General features: G+C 71.0%; 21 protein-coding genes. 19 read left to right on the plus strand and 2 right to left on the minus strand.

Annotated features, from left to right (window positions below):
* Positions 1-78 precede the first annotated feature (78 nt).
* Together ACZ5OX_RS38020 and ACZ5OX_RS38025 are read left to right on the plus strand one after the other, a co-directional pair.
* The gene (locus tag ACZ5OX_RS38020; RefSeq protein WP_465636613.1) at positions 79-1,866 is read left to right on the plus strand and encodes an ABC transporter ATP-binding protein; all 1,788 of its coding nucleotides are present in this window, start codon (positions 79-81) and stop codon (positions 1,864-1,866) included.
* On the plus strand, positions 1,863-3,593 hold the full coding sequence (locus tag ACZ5OX_RS38025; protein ID WP_465636615.1) for an ATP-binding cassette domain-containing protein: 1,731 nt from the start codon (positions 1,863-1,865) through the stop codon (positions 3,591-3,593). Before ACZ5OX_RS38020 ends, ACZ5OX_RS38025 begins: the two co-directional genes overlap by 4 nt.
* A gap of 19 nt (positions 3,594-3,612) precedes the next feature.
* Here the strand turns inward: ACZ5OX_RS38025 and ACZ5OX_RS38030 are convergent, their stop codons facing one another.
* A complete protein-coding gene (locus tag ACZ5OX_RS38030; protein WP_465636617.1) occupies positions 3,613-4,239 on the minus strand; it encodes a response regulator transcription factor in 627 nt (208 codons plus the stop codon).
* A gap of 369 nt (positions 4,240-4,608) precedes the next feature.
* Here ACZ5OX_RS38030 and ACZ5OX_RS38035 point away from each other — a divergent pair, with 369 nt between their 5' ends.
* From ACZ5OX_RS38035 to ACZ5OX_RS38100, 14 genes are all read left to right on the plus strand, one after another.
* Positions 4,609-4,746, plus strand: a complete 138-nt coding sequence (locus ACZ5OX_RS38035; protein ID WP_465636619.1) for a hypothetical protein — start codon at positions 4,609-4,611, stop codon at positions 4,744-4,746.
* Positions 4,743-5,321 (plus strand): RNA polymerase sigma factor, encoded by a 579-nt coding sequence (locus ACZ5OX_RS38040; RefSeq protein WP_465636621.1) that lies wholly within the window; start codon positions 4,743-4,745, stop codon positions 5,319-5,321. The genes ACZ5OX_RS38035 and ACZ5OX_RS38040 overlap by 4 nt, the downstream gene beginning before the upstream one ends.
* 4 nt (positions 5,322-5,325) lie before the next feature.
* Complete coding sequence (locus ACZ5OX_RS38045) at positions 5,326-6,087, plus strand: hypothetical protein (protein ID WP_465636623.1); 762 nt, start codon at positions 5,326-5,328, stop codon at positions 6,085-6,087.
* A gap of 34 nt (positions 6,088-6,121) precedes the next feature.
* Complete coding sequence (locus tag ACZ5OX_RS38050; protein ID WP_465636625.1) at positions 6,122-6,454, plus strand: hypothetical protein; 333 nt, start codon at positions 6,122-6,124, stop codon at positions 6,452-6,454.
* Positions 6,455-6,496: 42 nt separating this feature from the next.
* A complete protein-coding gene (locus ACZ5OX_RS38055) occupies positions 6,497-6,649 on the plus strand; it encodes a hypothetical protein (RefSeq protein WP_465636627.1) in 153 nt (50 codons plus the stop codon).
* A gap of 644 nt (positions 6,650-7,293) precedes the next feature.
* The gene (locus ACZ5OX_RS38060; RefSeq protein WP_465636629.1) at positions 7,294-7,467 is read left to right on the plus strand and encodes a hypothetical protein; all 174 of its coding nucleotides are present in this window, start codon (positions 7,294-7,296) and stop codon (positions 7,465-7,467) included.
* A 221-nt stretch (positions 7,468-7,688) separates the two neighbouring features.
* Complete coding sequence (locus ACZ5OX_RS38065; protein WP_465636631.1) at positions 7,689-8,015, plus strand: hypothetical protein; 327 nt, start codon at positions 7,689-7,691, stop codon at positions 8,013-8,015.
* Positions 8,016-8,017: 2 nt separating this feature from the next.
* Entirely contained in the window at positions 8,018-9,580 is a 1,563-nt protein-coding gene (locus ACZ5OX_RS38070) for a peptidoglycan-binding protein (RefSeq protein WP_465636633.1), read from the plus strand.
* An 8-nt stretch (positions 9,581-9,588) separates the two neighbouring features.
* Positions 9,589-9,978, plus strand: coding sequence for a hypothetical protein (locus ACZ5OX_RS38075; protein ID WP_465636635.1), 390 nt, complete (start codon positions 9,589-9,591; stop codon positions 9,976-9,978).
* Positions 9,975-10,448 (plus strand): protease inhibitor I42 family protein, encoded by a 474-nt coding sequence (locus tag ACZ5OX_RS38080; RefSeq protein ID WP_465636637.1) that lies wholly within the window; start codon positions 9,975-9,977, stop codon positions 10,446-10,448. Before ACZ5OX_RS38075 ends, ACZ5OX_RS38080 begins: the two co-directional genes overlap by 4 nt.
* A gap of 1,203 nt (positions 10,449-11,651) precedes the next feature.
* Positions 11,652-12,281: an RNA polymerase sigma factor gene (locus tag ACZ5OX_RS38085; RefSeq protein WP_465636639.1), complete on the plus strand. Its 630-nt coding sequence runs from the start codon at positions 11,652-11,654 to the stop codon at positions 12,279-12,281.
* A 5-nt stretch (positions 12,282-12,286) separates the two neighbouring features.
* Positions 12,287-13,138: a hypothetical protein gene (locus tag ACZ5OX_RS38090; protein ID WP_465636641.1), complete on the plus strand. Its 852-nt coding sequence runs from the start codon at positions 12,287-12,289 to the stop codon at positions 13,136-13,138.
* Between the two features lie 134 nt (positions 13,139-13,272).
* A complete protein-coding gene (locus ACZ5OX_RS38095; protein WP_465636642.1) occupies positions 13,273-13,440 on the plus strand; it encodes a hypothetical protein in 168 nt (55 codons plus the stop codon).
* Between the two features lie 128 nt (positions 13,441-13,568).
* Positions 13,569-13,841 (plus strand): hypothetical protein, encoded by a 273-nt coding sequence (locus ACZ5OX_RS38100; protein WP_465636644.1) that lies wholly within the window; start codon positions 13,569-13,571, stop codon positions 13,839-13,841.
* A gap of 387 nt (positions 13,842-14,228) precedes the next feature.
* Here the strand turns inward: ACZ5OX_RS38100 and ACZ5OX_RS38105 are convergent, their stop codons facing one another.
* Positions 14,229-14,864, minus strand: a complete 636-nt coding sequence (locus ACZ5OX_RS38105; RefSeq protein WP_465636646.1) for an HNH endonuclease family protein — start codon at positions 14,862-14,864, stop codon at positions 14,229-14,231.
* A 292-nt stretch (positions 14,865-15,156) separates the two neighbouring features.
* Here ACZ5OX_RS38105 and ACZ5OX_RS38110 point away from each other — a divergent pair, with 292 nt between their 5' ends.
* From ACZ5OX_RS38110 to ACZ5OX_RS38120, 3 genes are all read left to right on the plus strand, one after another.
* Positions 15,157-15,504, plus strand: a complete 348-nt coding sequence (locus tag ACZ5OX_RS38110) for a hypothetical protein (RefSeq protein WP_465636647.1) — start codon at positions 15,157-15,159, stop codon at positions 15,502-15,504.
* 157 nt (positions 15,505-15,661) lie between these two features.
* Positions 15,662-17,185, plus strand: coding sequence for an IS21 family transposase (gene istA, locus ACZ5OX_RS38115; protein ID WP_465636649.1), 1,524 nt, complete (start codon positions 15,662-15,664; stop codon positions 17,183-17,185).
* On the plus strand, positions 17,185-17,927 hold a 743-nt coding region (locus ACZ5OX_RS38120; protein WP_465636651.1), incomplete at its 3' end, for an ATP-binding protein. The genes istA and ACZ5OX_RS38120, both read left to right, overlap by 1 nt.

The following is a 17,927-nucleotide window of genomic DNA, read 5'->3' on the forward strand; positions in this document are numbered from 1 at the left end:
GGAGGCCGGCGCGCCTCACCGCTTCACCCGCATGACCGCGGCACCCAGTCCAGCGCGACGACCCGGAGAAGCACAGTGATGACCGACTCCCCAGCAGTGGCCGACCGGATCGTGCCGACACCTGGCAGGGTGGCCAACCGTCTGCTGCTGCGTGCGGTTCGGCAGGCCGGCGGCTGGGCCCTTCTCCTGGTACTCGCCGCCCTCGGCAGCGTGCTGGCCCAGGTGCTGCTGCCCGCGGTGGTCGGTGCCGCCGTCGACAGCGCGATGTCCGGTCGGACGGACGACGGGCGGATCACCGCCTGCACGGCGGTGATCGCCGCGTTCGTCCTCTGCGAGGTGCTATCCGATCTCGCCGCCGGCCGCAGTTCCGCCGTCGGCACGGCCTGGCTGCGCAGGGCCCAGCTCGCCCACCTGCTCACCCTCGGTGGTCGGGCGACCGCCCGTTTCAACCCCGGCGACCTCACCGCCCGATTGATCGGGGGCGCCGTCGACGCGGGCGCCGCCGCGGAGGCCGCCATCTGGGCAGCACTCTCCATCCTGCCGACCCTCACCAGCGTGGTCGCGCTCTGGCTGATCGACCCCTGGCTGGCCTTGACCTTTCTGGTCGGTATGCCTGCACTGGTCTTCTTCCTGCGCTCGTACGCCCAGGACATGTCGGTCCTGATCACCCGGTACCAGAAGATCCAGGGCGCCATCGCCGCCGGCTTCGTCGAGGCCCTGGGCGGCATACGGACCATCGCGGCCGCAGGCACGACGGACCGGGAGGCGGAGCGCGTACTGCGGCCGCTCCCAGAGCTGAGCGGCCTCGGCCACGGCTTCTGGCGGGCACAGACCAAGGTCGCTGCCCAGAGCGCCCTGCTAGTGCCGCTGTTGGAGGTTGCCGTTCTCTCAGTGGCCGGCTTCGGGCTGGCCACGGACCGAGTCACCTTAGGTGAGATGCTGGCAGCCTCCCGGTACGCCGCCCTGGGTGCCGGCGTCGGCATGACAGCGATGCTCCTCGGCCGTCTCGCTCGCGCCAGGGCCGGTGCCGGGCGTATCCAGGAGGTGCTTGCGGAGCCCGCCATGGCGTACGGCACCAGAGTGCTCCCGCCGGGCCCCGGCCGCCTCGAACTCCGCGCGGTCACCATGCGGGCGGACGGGCAGGTGCTGTTCCAGGAGCTCGACCTGACGGTGCCGGGCGGTGCTTCGCTCGCCATCGTGGGCCGGTCCGGCACCGGAAAGTCGCTGCTCGCCGCACTAGCGGGTCGGTTGACAGATCCCCAGACGGGAACCGTCCTGCTCGACGGGGTGCCGCTGCCCGAGCTCTCGCGCGAGGAGCTGCGCGGTGCGATCGGGTATGCCTTCGAACGCCCGGCCTTGCTGGGCGGAACGGTCGGGGAGGCCATCGCTCTGAAGGACGTGACGGAGAAGGACCAGCCGAGGCTCTCCCAGGCCGCCGCGGCGGCCTGCATCGATGCCTTCGTCGACCGCCTCCCGGAGGGCTACCACACCGACCTGCGGGGCGTGCCGATGTCCGGCGGTGAGGCCCAACGGATCGGGCTGGCGAGGGCATTCATGCACCAGGGGCGGGTCCTGGTGCTGGACGACGCGACCTCCAGCCTTGATACCGTGACCGAATTCCGGGTCAGCACCGCGCTCACCACCGAGCTGGTCGGCCGTACCCGCCTGATCGTTGCCCACCGGGCCTCCACCGCCGCCCGATGTGACCTCGTGGCCTGGCTCGACGGTGGTGGCATCCGACGGATCGGCCCGCACAGTGAGCTCTGGGGCCTACCCGAGTACCGGGCCGTCTTCCAACCCGACCCGCCTGCCGATGAGGATCGGCCCGACGGCACCCGCCCCAAGCCCGCCGAGGTGGGCACGTGAAGGGGACACCCGAGGTCTCGCTCCGAGCCGAACTCCTCGCCCCGCTGCGCCGCCGCCCGCGGGTGGTCACCCAGCTGGTGCTGTGGTCGGCGATCGAGGCACTGCCCGGATTCGCGGCCGGCCGGCTGGTGGCGAGCTCGGTCGACTCCGGCTTCGGCGCCGGCCGCCCGGTGGTCGGCATGGCCCACCTGGCCCTGCTCGGCGCCGCCGTTTTCGTCGGCGCATGGGCGACCCGCGAGGTCTACCCACGGCTGGCGGCCCTGGTGGAACCGCTGCGGGACGACCTGGTACGAAGAGTGGTCACTGGCGGTCTACGCGCGGCGCGAATGGCCCCCGAGCGGCCCGACACCTCGGGCGTCGCCCGGCTGACCCAGCAGGTGGAGATCGTCCGCGAAGCGTACGCCGGAATCACCATGGTCGTCCGCAGGTTCGTCTTCAGTGTCGGCGGTGCCCTGCTGGGCATGTGCTTCCTGGAGCCGCTGGTTCTGGCCGTGGTCCTACCGCCGCTGCTCGCCGCAGCGGGCCTGCTGGCGCTGATGCTCCGAAGCACGACCGACGGTCAGCGGGAACTGCTGCGCGCCGACGAGCGGCTCGCTGCTGAGGCGGGTGCCGTCATCGCCGGCTTGCGCGACGTGAGCGCAGCCGGCGCCGAGGGGTGGACCGGCGACCGGCTCTCGGAAGCAGTCGAGCGGCAGGCTCGAGCGGCGCAGCGGGTAGCCCGGTTGACTGCCGGCCGGACCCTGGTGCTGGCCATCGGCGGCTGGCTCCCGTTGGTCCTGCTGCTGTCCACGGCCTCCTGGCTGTCCGGCCATGGCGTGACGGCCGGCGCGCTGCTCGGCTCCGCCACCTACATCATGCAGGGGCTCCAACCCGCCTTGCAGACCCTGGTCCAGGGCCTGGGCGGCAGCGGGGTGCGGCTGGCCGTCACCCTGCGGCGGATCCTGGAAGCCGCCCCGTCCGAACCCACCACGCCGACGATCGTGTCCTCGCCGCGCGCCCCCGGCCCGTACGGCGTCGAGTTGAGTAAGGTCAGCTTCGCCTACGGTCCCGATGCAGAGCCGGTGGTCCGCGACCTCGACCTGACGATCGGCCCGGGCGAGCACCTGGTGGTGGTCGGACCCAGCGGGATCGGGAAGTCAACCCTGGCCGGCCTGCTCGCCGGACTGCTCCGGCCGACCAGCGGCGAGGTGAGCCTCGGCGGGCTTCCACTGCCCGACGACCCCGCCGAACTTGCCCGCCACCGCGTCCTGATCCCCCAGGAGGCCTACGTCTTCGCGGGCGCCCTGGACGAGAACCTGCGCTACCTCAACGCCGACGCACGTCCCGAAGACGTGGACCGGGCGGTGACCGCCATCGGCTTGGAAGGGCTGGTCGAACGGCTCGGCGGCTACCAGGCACAGATCGCGCCGGACACGCTATCGGCCGGCGAGCGCCAGCAGATCGCGCTCGTCCGCGCCTACCTGTCCCCGGCCGAGCTAGTCATCCTGGACGAGGCGACCTGCCTCATGGACCCGGTCTCCGAAGCCCAGGCCGAGGAGGCGTTCATCCGCCGCCCGGGGGCCCTGCTGGTCATCGCTCACCGGATGAGCTCAGCGTTGCGGGCCGACCGGGTCCTGGTCATGGACGGGACCGCCACTGTCATGGGCACCCACGAGGAGCTACTGACAAAATCCGGCCTCTACCGAGACCTCGCCGGCCACTGGCGGTGCCCCGCAGGTACCCGCTGAAGGCGACCGCACGCGGGCGTCAGCCGAGCCGGGGCCCAACCGGCAGCCAGCCCATCTCCTCGGCGATCCGGATTGCGTCCACCCGGCTGCGCCCCCCGGTCTTGGACACAGCGGCGGCCAGGTGGTTTCGGGCAGTGCCCGTCGAAATGAAGAGGCGGGCGGCAATTTCGGTGACGGAGGCGCCCTCCGCCGCGAGCCGAAGAGTGTCCAACTCCCTGGGTGTCAGCGGGTTCTCTCGCACGTCCAGGGCGGCCAATGCCAGCTCCGGGGCGATGGCGCGCTCCCCGGCAGCCACCTTCCTGATCGCCGTGGCCAGTTCCTCGGCCGGGGCGTCCTTTCCCAGGTAACCGAGTACATGGGCGGAAAGTGCGCTGCGCAGGTACGCCGGCCGCACCAGCCCGGTGAGGACCAACGTGCCGCACTCCGGAAGCCTACGACGCAGTTCGGCCGCAGCCTGTAGCCCGTCCAGCCCGGGCATGTCGATATCGAGGACTGCGACGTCCGGCCGTACTTCGAGCGCGGTCGGCACGACCAGATCCCCGCGGCCCACGTCGGCGACGACCTCCAGATCGTCCTCGTACGCGAGGAGGGCCATCAGCGCGCTGCGCACCATGCTCATGTCCTCGGCTAACAGCACCCTGATCATCAGTAACTCCCCTGTCAGATCTCCGTCGCACACGGCCTTTCATTAGACAACACGCCGTGACTCGGCGCGGGACAGTTTCGGTGCGGCCGCCGCTCACGGTGTACAGGGCGACGGGCACGGTGACCAGCCCGAAAATGAGCACACCCGTCCACACGGGCCTGGCCATGGTGAGGCACCGCGAATCGTACGGCCGGCCCGCGCGGATCCTGTGGCCTTCGACCTGTCTCATGATCACTCGGTAGGCGCGTCAGCACCCTCCGCAACTTTCTTCTCGTACGGGCTAAACGAAACCCGCCCCGAGTCGGAAAGCTGTCACTTGACGTCACGTCACCCCCACGCAATGACAGCACCGAGCACGAGAGGTCCGCAGTGAACACCCTCACCCGTCCCGCCCGCGCCTGCCGGCCCGCCGTCACGGTCGGCCAGAGCCGCGTGCGGCCCGTCGCCGACCACCCCGGCTCCGTCGCGCGCCACCGCGTCGCCTCCGACCCGGCGGCCGCCGCGTGAACCACGACGGCCACGGCCACGGCTGCGGACACGACGCCGATGACGGCCGGCCGCTGGTGTCCATAGAGTTCGACGCGTTCTTCGAGCACTCCCACCAGCGCTACCTGGACTACGCCCGCGCCCAGCTCACCCTCAGCGAGCCGGAGCAGATCCAGGACCTGGTCGAGGACGTCTTCGCCCACCTCGGCCTCCGATGGGGCAAAGTCCTCGCCGAACCTAACCCCACCGGCTACGCCTGGGGGCTGCTGCGCGTCGTGGTGGAGCACGAGCGCCGCCAGCGCGGCGAGGTCCTCATGCTGGTCGAGCGGACCGTCTTCATGGCCGCCGCCAACCACGCCACCCGTCCGGTCTTCGACGCGATGGAGGACGGACTCGGGATCTACCACGCCATCAGCCGCCTGCCCGAACGACAGTACGACGCGCTGCTCTTCAGCCGCTTCCTCGAATACGACACCGCCGACATCGCCGCCGTGATGGGTATCAGCCCGAGCACCGTCCGCGTGCTCATCCACCAGGCCCACAGCAAGCTCCGCAAGCTCACGCTGCTCGCCGTCTCGGAATCCGACGAGGAGTAGACCCGTGCACACCGAACTCGACCACCTGGCGCAGGCCGCCGCCCCCTACGCGCGCTTCACCGGATACGACCCGCAGGCCGGCCGACGCCGCATCGCGACGAAGATCGCCGCCCTCAAGCAGCAGGCCGCGCCCGAGCCGGAACCCGACCAGGCGCCTTGCCCAGCCGCCCAGCCCGACGGCCACGCCGACGGGCACGCGCAGGCCCTCACCTTCCAGCAGCACGCCGAACGCGACCTGCGTACCCTCGCCACCTGCATCATCAACGAGTACGACGCCCCCGATCTCCTCGACGGACTGCTCGTCAACTCCCGCGACATCGAACCCAAGGGAGGCCTCGTCTTCGCTGCCCTCCTCTACCTCAGCGGCCACCCCCTCCTCGCCCAGTTCTGGTTCCAGTTCGCCGCCGGAGCCGGTGAGAGCAACGCCGCCTACGCCCTCTACCTCCACCACGCCTCCCTCGGTGAGCTGCGCGACGCCGAGCACTGGTACCACCAGACCGCCCAGCTCATGGACCAGACGGACCGGTCCCTTCTCACCGCACCGCCCCCGCCCACCGTTCCGCAGGGCGTCGACCTCTACCTCTTCAACACCTCCTGGCACAGCCAGCACCTGCCCCAGGACACCGCCGACCTCGCCCGTCCCGACCCCAGACTGCGCAGCACGGTCGACCACCTGGACACCGTGAGCGAGGACGACCGCTTCGGCATCTTCGTCCTGCCCACCGAGACCATCGCTGAGCAGCTGCACGACCTTGTCTGCCAGTAGCACCACCACCATCCCGACCACCAGGAGAACGACCGTGTCACCCGTCCTGCACAACGCCGCTCTCATCGTCGCCTCGAGCACCGCCTGGTACGCCGCAGCGATCACCGCCGTCGCCGTCACCGCGGTCACCGCCCCCAGTGCGGACCGCCGCCGCGCCGCCCGGGAGGTCCTCGAGGTTCTCCTGCGCCGTCGCGCCGGTAGCCCTCGCCAGCGGCGGGCTGGCTTCATCCGGGGCACCGCAGCCGCCGACGACCCCATGGCGACCCGCTTCGTCCAGGACCAGCAGACCGAGCGGCCGGGCGAGAGCGTGCCGTTCCGGCGCCGGCACCTCGTCTTCACCACCCACCTGCCCGACAGCCTCCACTAGGCCGTCGCCACGACGGAGCAGGACGGCCCGGATCGGGCGCCGGTGGTGTGGCTGCCGGTGGTCGACGCGGCCGGCCTCCACTTGTACCCGGAGATCGGTGCCGTCCTCGGCCAGGCCGTCCGACCCGACATCGCCGAGACCGGCGGGCCGCTGCTGCTCCCGGCGATGACCGGCGCGTCCTACCAGTGGCGCTGACAATCCGCGCGATGTTCACGGGAACGGACGTTGCGGGCAGTGCGGCGCGGCATAGTGCGGGGGGTGACCAGGACAAGGGGATTCCATTCCCCGCTCCCGCGACGTGCCCGTTTGCCCGGCGTTCCCCTCTCGCGTCATCCGGTCTCCGGTCGCGTCGGTCCAGGTTTCATCATGGCGCGCTCCCCGCCATGGCGGCGTCGAATCTGCAGAACCGGCGCGCTCGCCAGGCCGGATACCGATACCTCCGCCAGGGCATAGTCCTCTCCGGACCCACACTCAGGGCGGAGGGACGTTGCCGAGGCCGTCGTTGTGACGCTGGCGGTGGACGGGACGCTCGTCACGGGGACCGTGATCCCGACTGCGGAGTGGGAAGAGCTCTACTTCCGTCAGGTCGCGGATGCTGACCACTACGGGATGCGGGAGGTGACTGGGTACCTGGACCAGGCCGTCGAGGACCGACGCCGCCGCCCGCCAGCCGACGCGCACTTCCTGCACCTACGAGACGTCGCCGTCCGCTCGGGCCGGAGCACCCGGAGGCTGCCGACCTGGCGCGGGCCGCTTGGGGCGGCCAGCGGATGGGGCCTCGGCGAGCCGGACGAAGGCTGAGGCAGAAGTCGTCCGCCCGTTCGGCAAGGAAAAGGTGCGTGTGGTGCCGCCGGTGCCAGCCGTCAGGCGCGGTGCCCGGGGCCCGCCACCACTCGGACCCCGTCGGCACCGCCGCCGCCCGCATGCTGCGCGACGACCACCGCGTCCAGGACAGCCGCTGCGTGCGCTGCGCCGTCCCGTGGCTGTGCGCCCCCGTCTGGAGCGCCGCGTGAAGCCCCCGGCCCTACCGGCCGGGACGCCGTGGCCTGCCGTCCTCGGCCGTACCGCCCGCCGCGCCCTGCTCCTGCGTCGGCTCGCTGATATCCGTCGGCGCCGACTCCGCCGGGGCGCGCGGTGACCAGTTCCGACTTCGTCCTCCGCGACCGTTGTCGTACGGGATTGACGCTATGCTGTCAGGCTGTCTACGGGCTGTATCAGGGGGATTGGGGGGACCATGGGGAGCGATGGTGGCGGGGGTGCCGGGGCGGGGTTCAGTGCCCACCTGGAGAAGCTCGGGGATGCGGGCGACCAGCTGATCGCGGCCGGCGCGGATGTGGGCGCGGTGAAGGACGCGCTGGGCAAGCTAGGCATGTCCGGTGAGGGGACGTTCGGCGAGTACGGCGCGGGCGACGCGGCCAAGGCGTTCTGGCAGGCCTGGCAGGACGAGCTGGGTGTGAATGTCGACGCGTTGGCGGATCTCGGCGGCAAGGTGCACACCACCGCGGCCAACTACGCCAACACGGACCACGGCGTCCAGCAGCAGTACCAGCAGGGGGCCTGAACGTGGCGGACCACAGCGCGCACCCGCTCGGCGAGCCGGCGGGCACCCAGCGCCAGCAGGTCGAGAAGCTGAAGAAGACCATCGACGAATCCCACGGCATGTGGGGCGCCGGCGACCTCAAGTACGCCGTCCACGACGCGCTGCAGTTGCCCGCTCCCAAGGGCGACCCGGACAAGCTTGGCGAACTCGCCGCCGCCTACAACTCGGCCGGCAGCCAGCTGGACCAGATCCAGATGAAGGTGGAGAAGGTCGCCGCTCAGCACCTTCCGGACGCCTGGACCGGGCAGGTCGGGGAGAAGGCCGCCGAGACGGTCAAGGCCTCCGCCGACGACCTGGGGCGCTGCCGCGACGTCATGGGCAAGGGCCGGGACCAGCTCAAGGCGCTGGCCACCGCGCTGAGCGAGGCCCAGGCTCTGCACGGGCAGGGTGCCGCGCCCCTGAGCGAGGCGCTGGGGCTGCTGCACGACATCACCATCGGTGGCGCTCCCGACCTGATCCACTGGGACGACGACACGATGCACAGTGCCCACGCGAAGGCCAAGGAGGGCATCAAGTCGATCTACGATGCCGCGGTGAAGGCCGAGAGCGCCGGCCGGGCCGCGGCCCGCGAGCTGAACGCGCTGGCGGGCAAGGCGCTGGCCGGCAAGTTCAAGAACAAGGGTCTCAGCGCCGAGGACAAGCTGGTCATCGTCGACGCCGCCCTCGACGGCAACCAGGAGTACGGCGGCATCCTCACGGCCAACGACGTGACGCGGGCCGGCCAGTTCATGGACAAGATGAGCGATGCCGATCGGGCCCGTTTCGACCAGCTGCTGGCCGGCTGCAAGTCCCCGGAGGAGCGTGCGTACCTGATGAAGGCTCTGGCCGCCGGGCACAGCTACGACGAGGTCAAGGCCTTCGACGACCAGATCCACGAGCACGCGGACAACCCCGGCTGGCTCGCCGAGCGGATCTCCCCGGTGCAGCTCGACGCGACCTCCGCCCAGACGGCGGGCACGGGCTACCAGGGCGTCGCCTGGAACCAGGGCCAGCATCCGACCTGCGTGGCGGCATCGACCGTGACCGCCCGGGCGATGGTCGACCCGCTCTTCGCCTTCCAGCTCACCACCGGCGGCCACCCCGGAGACCCGGCCTTCGACAACGGCCAGGCGTCGAAGTCTCGGTGGGACAAGGAGACCAACCGGGTCTACGACACCCGCGCCTGGTGGCACTTTGGCCAGGGCGGGATGTGGGACTGGGAGTCCGAGGACATCGCCGACGACGAGATCGGCAAGCACACCGGCGCGGAGTACCACAACGTGGACCTCGACAGCCGTGACAAGCGCCAGAACGCGCTGGCCGAGATCGAGCAGAAGATCGATGAGGGCAAGCCGGTCCCCGTGTCGGTCCGCGGAGACGGCGGCCACCAGATGATGATCATCGGGCACCGCGGTGACCAACTGGAGCTTTACAACCCCTGGGGCTACACCGTCTGGGTCAGCGAGAGCGACTTCATCAACAACCACATGGGCGGCGCCTCCGACGACAGCCTCCCCAACGTCGAAAGCGTCCGGATGCCCAAGTGAGGCCCCAAGTGAACACCCCACACCCCCAGAGCGACAGCCAACTGGCCGCGCTGGACATCGAGGTCCTGCTGCGGTTTGGGCTACCGAACCCCGGACCGCACCGCTCCACCCTGTTCGGCGACGGCGCGGTGGCCGCCGCGATCACCGCCGACCGGCTCGGTGTGCTCCCGCGAGCTCTCACCTTCCTCGGCGAGGTCGTCACCGCTGGCGGAACGGCCTTCGCGGCCGCACTGCCCGAGCCGCTGCCCGGCCCGGCCGCCACCGTGGCCCGCGGTTGGCTGGAGGCCGCCGCCATGGTCGTACAGGACCCGACAGGCGACCGGCTCGTCGCCCGCTGGCTCGACGCGGTCGCCGCCGTTCTGGCGCTGCGTGTCACCCACCGAGAGGCGACTTCGTGAGCAGGCGGTGGCGCCGAGTCCTGCTGACGGCCGTCGCGGTGCTGGCCGTGGCGGCCACCGCGGGCGTAGTGGCCATCCACCAGATGACCACCGGCAAACTCGATCACGGCACGGTATTCACCCAGACCTCGGGGCAGATCACCGTCAAACCCGGCGAACTGTTCTCCATCGAGGTGCTCGCCTACAAGGAAGCCGGCGACCACTGGACCATGGCCACCCCAGTCCCCGACCCGGTCATCGTCCAGGCCTCCGGCGACGAGTACGTCGACAACTTCGGCATCAAGGACCTGCTCGGCTTCGGAGCGACCGGGAACCTCGGCACGGGCGGCCGCTACTACTTCACCTTCCGCGCCCAGAACCCCGGGAGCACCACCGTCACGGTGCACGTCCCCTACCGCGACGGGCTCGGCATGGTCTTTTCCGGCGGCCCGGACCAGACCAAACGCCAGTTCACCATCGACGTCCGCTAAGGCGGACAGCTCTGCCCGGACCGCGGCCGTCCCACTCCACCGGAACCCGCCCCCGAGCCCACCGGTCCCCGTGACCTCGCCGCCGTCGCCGGCATGGCCAGCCACGAAGCGGTCCGGCCCCGCTGAGCGCCGCTTGTGGACGGCGTCTCGTTGCCGGCTGTCGAGTCGCTGCAGTTAGCGGATGCAAGTGCACGAGCCGGGCGGTCCTCGACACCCACCCCGGGCGCCCCCGTACCGGGCGACCCGGGCTGGCCCGCGTTCGACGGCCGGTACGCGATGCGCGGGGAGGCGCTCGCCGATGCCCTGCCCGATGGTCCGCTCGGTCACCGCCGCGATGCAGGAGTTGGCCGAGCACGGCTGCTACCGGCCTCACCTGCCGGAGGGAGAATCAGCGGCTCGGCCGCACCGCCTGAGGCGGCCGAACGCCTCGGGCGGTGACCGTTGGCGTCTCGTACAGGGGCGGTCGGTCATGACAGTTCGCCCGACAGTCGGGGCAGACCGACCGGACCATCACCCTGAGCATCACCTCTGATCCCGAGAGCGGATCTGTGATTGACCAGGTGAGTTTGGAACCTGCCGCCGCCGACCCCAACTACGCCCGGGCTGGGCCGACTGCCGCCTTCCTGAGGCTGATCCAGCTGGTCTGGCTGGCGGTGCCCGGCCCCGGCCAGCGTCGGCGGCGATCGCCCGGCCCCTGTAGCTGGTACTGGGTAGGGCATACCAGCCGGCGCGGACTTTTGTTTGATAGTTGAAACCAAGACGAACTCTTGATCTTTCGTCGCGTCAACGCTTGAACGATTTGCCTGGATGAGGCCCACCGCCCCAAGGAGCTGGCCGGTTCGCCCGGTATGGCAGGTTGCTCCCTCAATCGGAACGCTCTGATCCATAAGGTTTTACCAACGGTCCCTCAACGTTTCCCGTGTTCGATCGGAATGCTGGGCCTCAGACGCGCTCGGTGACCTGATCTGACAGTCGATCACGGGAGCGAGCATCATCGAGAAGTGAAGGACCAGTCGTGAACGCCCCTCTCCCTGCCCGACCACTGACCGGCACCGCTGTCGGATATCCCGACAGCCGTCACACCACGCCTGTGGGCGCGGACGCGCACGCCGCCCTCGGTGCGGTGTGCGCCTCGGCGCCGGCGGCCCGGTGCCTCCGGACCGCACCGCGAGGTGGACTCCCGGACCCGAGCCGGGGGTCCTGGTGAGCGACATCCAGCCCGCTGATGCGGCCGACGCCGCGGGCACCCAGGTCCCGAACCCGGCCCCGGCGCCGGTCGACCTGCCCATAGCCTTCGGCGCGTTCCACGACCTCCACGCCCAGCGCTACACCGACTACGCCTTCGCCCACCTCGGCGACGCCGATGTCGCCCTCGAACTCGTCGAGGACGTCCTCCTCGCACTCGCCGAGCGCTGGGACCGCGTGATGTGCCAGCCCCGCCCCGCCGCCTACGCCTGGGCACTGCTGCGCCGGGTGGTCGAGGCCGAGTGCACCTGGCGCAGGGAGCACCTCGCGCTCATCGAGGAGGCCGCGTTCGCCTACGCGCTGATCAAGCGGGCCGAGAAGGTCCTGGAGAAGATCGACCAGAGCATGGTCGGCGACCTCGAAGTCGGCATCAGCGTGGCCCGCGCCATCCGGGACCTGCCGGGCCGTCAGCACGACGTCGTCGTGCTGCGCTTCCTCGGCTGCTACGAGCCGCACCAGATCGCGGAGGTCATGGGTATCGAGGAAGGGACGGTCCGGTCCCTGATCTCCCAGGCACGAACCCGCCTGCGCGTGCGTCTCGCGCAGCGCCGGACCTTGGAGCCCGGCAGTACGAACGACGAGGAGTGATCAACGTGCACCCGCTTGACACCCTGCTGACGGGGGGCGGCATCGGAGCCGCGGGCCCCACACCGATCTACGACCTGGAAGCCGGCCGCCGGCGGATCAGTGCCCGGCTCGCCGCCCGGCGTGCCGTCCAGCACGCCGACGAGCGCCCGGCCGGACAACGGGCCTGCTGCTGCAACGAGCCCGCGGCCGCACCGTCGCCGCCCGGCGATGCCGTACCCGCGGCCCGGGGCGGCACCGTGGGGCCGCAGGAACGCCCGGTGCGGGTCAAGTCCCGCCCGGAGGACCTCACCGTCCACGACTACGCCGACCGCGACCTGCTCGCCATGTCCAGCATGGTCATCAGCGAGGACTGGGCCAGCGCGGCCCTCCACCGGCTCGGGCGCGGCCACGACCGCCTCGACCCCCGGGGAGCGCTGGTGTTCGCCTGCCTGCTCTACCTCGTGGGCCGCTACCAGGAGGCCCAGTTCTGGTGGCAGTTCGCCGGCGGCGCCGAGGACCCGACCGCCTGCTACTGCCTCTACCTCCACCACGCCCGCCTGGGCGACCTCAAGGCCGCACAGCACTGGTTCCTCGAAGCCGCCCGCCTGGAACTGCGGCCGCCCGACCAGCGCCCCCCGGACCAGGCCGGGCCGCCGCCGACGGTGCCGCAGCTCGCCGACTACTACCTCGCCTGCCTGCCCATGGTCAGCGACTACGTGGTCCCGCGCACCGCCCCCGGGGCCTCGCAGCCGCCCGACTCCGCGCTGCGCGAGGCCCTCGACGACCTCGAACCCGTTCGCGACGCCGAGTACGGCCCGATCAGCCTCCCCAACGACGACCTCGCCGACCACCTCCACGACCTCGCCACCACGACCTGACCGGCCCACTGACCGGCCCAGCCGCCCGGTGCCGTCCAAGCACGGCACCGGGGACCCGCCCGGGCCGGCCCCGCTTGGGTGCCCGCTCCGCCCGGCCGTTCGCCGCAGCCGCAACCCCACACCGGAAGAGACCGATGCCGACCGTCCTCCAGCACGCTGCCCTCATCACCGCGGCGAGCGCCACCTGGTACGCCCTCGCCGTCTCGATCGCCGCCATCACCGCCGTCGCCGCCCGCAGCGAAGACCGCCGCCGTGACGCCCGCGAGGTCCTCAAGGTCCTCGTTCGCCGTAGCAGCGGCTGAGACCTTTTGCCGTCCGGCCCGCCAGGCCGCGGAGCGCCGGCCCGCAGTCCCACAGGCGAGGGCGGCCGCGGACGGCGGGTCGGGGGGTCGACCGCGCGGTGTCGGTGCCGGCTGGGAGGCTGGGCGGCATGGATGACGAGGCACTGCTGCGGGGCCGGGTCTATGGCGCCGACCACGACGACCCCGACCCCGGCCCCCAGCCCGGACACACCTACCGCGAGCTGGTCGGCGGCCCGCTCGACGGCCTCCTCCTGGACGTCACCGGCTGGGACGCCGACCAACTCGCCGACGGGGCCGCGCTGGCCACCGAGATCGGCCGCTACGGCGCCGGCGGCCGCGCCCACTACGAACCCCGCCCCGCAGACCCGGCCCGCTGGAACTGGGCCGGCGACACTCCCTGACCCGGTGGCGGCCCGGGGCGGGCCGCCCACCCGGGGGAGCGGGCCCGCCGGCCTTCCAGGAGCTGGGCCTTGCCGTGGCGCCGGGACCGTCGGAAAGAGCCGGTAGCCGCGACCGGACCGCCGAGCGGACCGGTACCCGACCCCCGGCGCCGGCGCGGACACGGGCCAGCCGACGCCGGGTGGCGGGCCATGCCAGTACCTGATCACTGCCGCCCCGCCGGTCCGGGCGGCTGCAACGCACTGTCCAGAGGTGGCTGGGCAGGCGAGGGCAGCAGCACGGACGGCCCTGCCTGGATGCGCTGCCGTGCCTCGCGGCGTTCGTCACGGCGTTCCTGGCGAAGGCCGCCACCTCGGTGTACGGGGCAGCGGCCGTTTCCCGGAGACGGACTACTGCGGGCAGGTGTCGAGCATGGTGCTGAGGGCGTTCTTCTCCGCGGTCGTGGTGGTGAGTTGCCAGACGTACTTCACGTGGGTGTAGTCCTCGGCGTAGGTGCACCAGAAGGCGGTGTTCTTGGGCTTCCACTGGTCGGGGCCGCTGTCGCCCTTGCTGCTGTTGGAGGACGAGGAGGCGATCAGCAGCTGGGGGTTGGTCAGGTCGTTGCCGAAGGCCTTGCGCTGGGCGTCGGTCCACTTGTCGGCTCCGGAGCGCCAGGCGTTGGCGAGCGGGACCATGTGGTCGATGGTGGCCTGGGCAACGGCGGTGACGGTGGTGTCGTCGTAGGCGGAGTACCAGGAGCCCGAGGCGGGCTGGCAGCCGTTCGACTGCTCGACGACGTTCTGGCCGTCGCGGGCGAGGACGTCCTGGCGGGTGGTGCAGTGGTCGGGCTGGGTGGCCCAGATGCTGAAGGCCGCCCGGGAGTAGCCGGTCATCGGATCCGGGACGGCGACGGTGAGGTCGGCCAGTTCCTGGCGGGCGGTCGCCAGTGGCGGGGGCGGCGGCGGTGCGGCAACGGCGGTGCCCGCGAGCGTAGTGGCGACGGCCAGGGCGGCGGGCAGGACGAACAGGGCGCGGTAGCGCGTCACGTGGAGTCTCCGTGGCAGCGGGGTGAGGGGACGTCAGGTATTGACGCGCTGGCTGGTGTCCCCCGGGCCACGATCATTGAAACCGGTCATGACAAGTGCGCGGCGGTACACGCGGTTAGGGCGCGGAAGAGGTCTGGGCATTTCCCCTGGAGACGGTGGAACGGAACAGTGCGCGGCGTGCCCGGGGCAGCGAAGCTTTCATGACGCACCGCTGCGCGAACCCGCCGGGCCGGAAGCGTCAGCACCCACGACGTCGTGGTCACCGGCTGCCTGTCCGCGACAATGAACCCCTATGACCGACAAGACGAGGTATCCCATTCCCCAGGTGCCGCCTGGCCGTAAGTCCTTCTCGTATCGAGATCCCCGCGTGACGACTTCGGCCAGGTGGACCCAGCTCCCGATGTCCGCAGTTCAGAAACTCGTGATCGCTGCGAACGAGGCACCCATCGAGGAGGGCGGGAAGTATCGCTGGCGGGCGAGGGACGTGCAGGCGCTGGAGACACGTGAGCTCTGGTCCGTGGTGTGGGCAGCGGTCGGCCCAGGCGATAAGAAGTCCGGTTACGTCATCACCAGGCTGACAGAGTTGGGCCGGCACGTGATCGACGACTTCTTCACGAAGAATCCGCCTGGCGAGGTCTGATTCAACAAAGCTGAGGCGTGTCGCGTGACGGCGGCCATGACATCCTCCCTGCTGGCGGCCACTTACGGCGCATTCTGCGGCCTCGGGATTCCCCGCGTACGGCCAGATATTTCTCCCCGCTCGCCCCGATTGGTCCCGCTCGGCGACGCTGGAGCGGGTGAAGAACAGCAGGGAGATCATGGAGATCCTGGAGGCATACGACCTCACAGGTAGTTACCGTGCTGCGGCCGAGTTGGCCGGGCGCGACCACCACACGGTGGCCCGGTACGTGAAGATGCGCGAGGCCGGGCACGAGCCGGGCCAGCGCCGGCACCGCGCTCGGGCGATCGACGACTACCTTCCGAAGATCGAGGAGCTGGTGGTCCGCTCGCAGGGCCGCATCCGCGCGGACGTGGTGCACCGGCGCCTGGTCGCGATGGGCTTCACGGGCGGGGAGCGCACCACCCGCCGCACGGTCGCCGAGGCGAAGGCCCAGTTCAGGGCCGGTCAGCGGCGTGTCTACCGGCCGTGGGTGACCGAGCCGGGGCTCTGGCTTCAGTACGACTTCGGCGACGGGCCGGTGATCAAGGGTCGCAAGACCACGCTGTTCTGCGCGTGGCTGGCCTGGTCCCGGTTCCGGGTGGTGATCCCGATCTGGGACAAGACCCTGCCGACGGTCACCGCCTGCCTGGACGCCACGCTGCGGCGGATCGGCGGGGTGCCGGCCTACGTGCTGACCGACAACGAGAAGACGGTGACGACCGACCACGTCGCAGGGATCGCGGTCCGCAATCCGGAGATCGTGGAGGTCGCCCGGCACTACGGCACGACCATTCGTACTTGCGTTCCGGCCGATCCGGAGTCGAAGGGCGGCTCGGAGGCGACGGTGCGGATCGCGAAGGCCGACCTGGTGCCCAAGGACGTGAACCTGCGCGAGGAGTTTCGCACCTTCGGCGAACTGGAGGCGGCCTGCCGCGAGTTCTGCGACGAGGTCAACTCCCGCACCCACCGCGAGACCCGGCGCAAGCCGGCCGACCGCCTTGCCGAGGAGAGGCAGCGGTTGCACCCGCTGCCCCGCCAGCCGTTCACCGCGGCGTTCGGCACGACTCGCAGGGTCAACTGGGACGCGACGATCTCGGTGGAGGCGGTGCGCTACTCGGTCCCGCACGAGCTGATCGACACCCGGGTCTGGGCCCGCTTCCACGGCGAGGAGCTGATCGTCACCGCGGTCGACGAGCGCGGCTCGGCCCGCGAGGTCGCCCGCCACCAGACCGGCAAGCCCGGCTCGCCGGTGCTGGACGACGCGCACTACCCGCCGCGCGAGAACAAGGAAGCCGACCGCACGCCGAAGGCGACCGGCGTCGAGGAGGCCGCGTTCCTCGCGCTCGGCCCCGGTGCCGCGTCCTGGCTGGTCGAGGCAGCAGCATCCGGCACCCGCCGGATCAAGGCGAAGATGGCCCAGGCCGTCGCCCTCGCCAAGCTCTTCTCGGCCGGCGAGGTCGACCGGGCGCTGGGCACTGCGGCGGTCACCGGCCGCTTCGCGGACAAGGACCTGCTCTCGATCCTGGACTACCAGGCCGTCCACGGACAGGCCGAACCCACCCGCCGCAGCGAGGAGCACTCGCTCCAGCCGGGCACCTCCGCCTGGTCCTCCTTCGGCCTCAACACCCTGCTCGACCACGATGAAAGCGACGCGTCCTGATGGCCACCCCGCTCCGAACCGTCCACGGCACCAACGGCGACCCGCTGGCCGAGGCCATCGAACTGACCAAGCGGCTCAAGCTCCCGCACATCCGTCGCTCGCTGACCGACATCATCCCCACCGCCAAGGCCCAGCGCTGGGATCCCGCCGAGGTCGTGCGGGTCCTGCTTGCCGAGGAGGCTGCCGGCCGCGACCGGGCGAACCTGCACACCCGCCGCAAGCGGGCCGGCTTCCCCAGCGGCAAGACCTTCGGCGACTGGGACGAGACCGCCTCCGCGATCCCCCGGCACACCCAGGACGCCCTCAAGTCCCTTGAGTGGGTGGGACGTCGGGAGAATCTGTGTGTCTGCGGACCGTCGGGCACGGGCAAGAGCCACTTCACCGAGGCGCTCGGCCAGGCCGCAGTCGAGTCCGGGATGACGGTCGCCTGGTTCACCATCGAGGACCTCGGCGTCCTCGTCCGCCGGCACCGCGCGGACGACTCGATCGCCCGCGCGCTGGCCAGGATCATCCGATCGGACCTGATCCTGGTCGACGATATCGGCCTGCTGCCCGTCTCCCCGGACGCCGCCGAGGGCTTCTACCGGTTGGTCGACGCGGCCTACGAACGGCGCTCAGTCGCGGTCAGCAGCAACCTTCACCCGTCGAAAGCGCACATGTTCCGGCGAAGATGTGCAAGGTCGTGCCGAGGTGCGACAGGTTCAGCGCGGGTTTTCGATGCTGACGGTCACCGCGTCTGGTG

It is taken from the genome of Kitasatospora sp. NPDC032121, assembly GCF_055580145.1.

What these genes read in the sequence shown, in the direction of transcription:
- ACZ5OX_RS38065 (WP_465636631.1), top strand. Translation starts at nt 7,689, where the DNA reads ATGGGGAGCGATGGTGGCGGGGGTGCCGGGGCGGGGTTCAGTGCCCAC.
- ACZ5OX_RS38030 (WP_465636617.1), bottom strand. Translation starts at nt 4,239, where the DNA reads ATGATCAGGGTGCTGTTAGCCGAGGACATGAGCATGGTGCGCAGCGCG.
- ACZ5OX_RS38110 (WP_465636647.1), top strand. Translation starts at nt 15,157, where the DNA reads ATGACCGACAAGACGAGGTATCCCATTCCCCAGGTGCCGCCTGGCCGT.
- ACZ5OX_RS38100 (WP_465636644.1), top strand. Translation starts at nt 13,569, where the DNA reads ATGGATGACGAGGCACTGCTGCGGGGCCGGGTCTATGGCGCCGACCAC.
- ACZ5OX_RS38020 (WP_465636613.1), top strand. Translation starts at nt 79, where the DNA reads ATGACCGACTCCCCAGCAGTGGCCGACCGGATCGTGCCGACACCTGGC.
- ACZ5OX_RS38095 (WP_465636642.1), top strand. Translation starts at nt 13,273, where the DNA reads ATGCCGACCGTCCTCCAGCACGCTGCCCTCATCACCGCGGCGAGCGCC.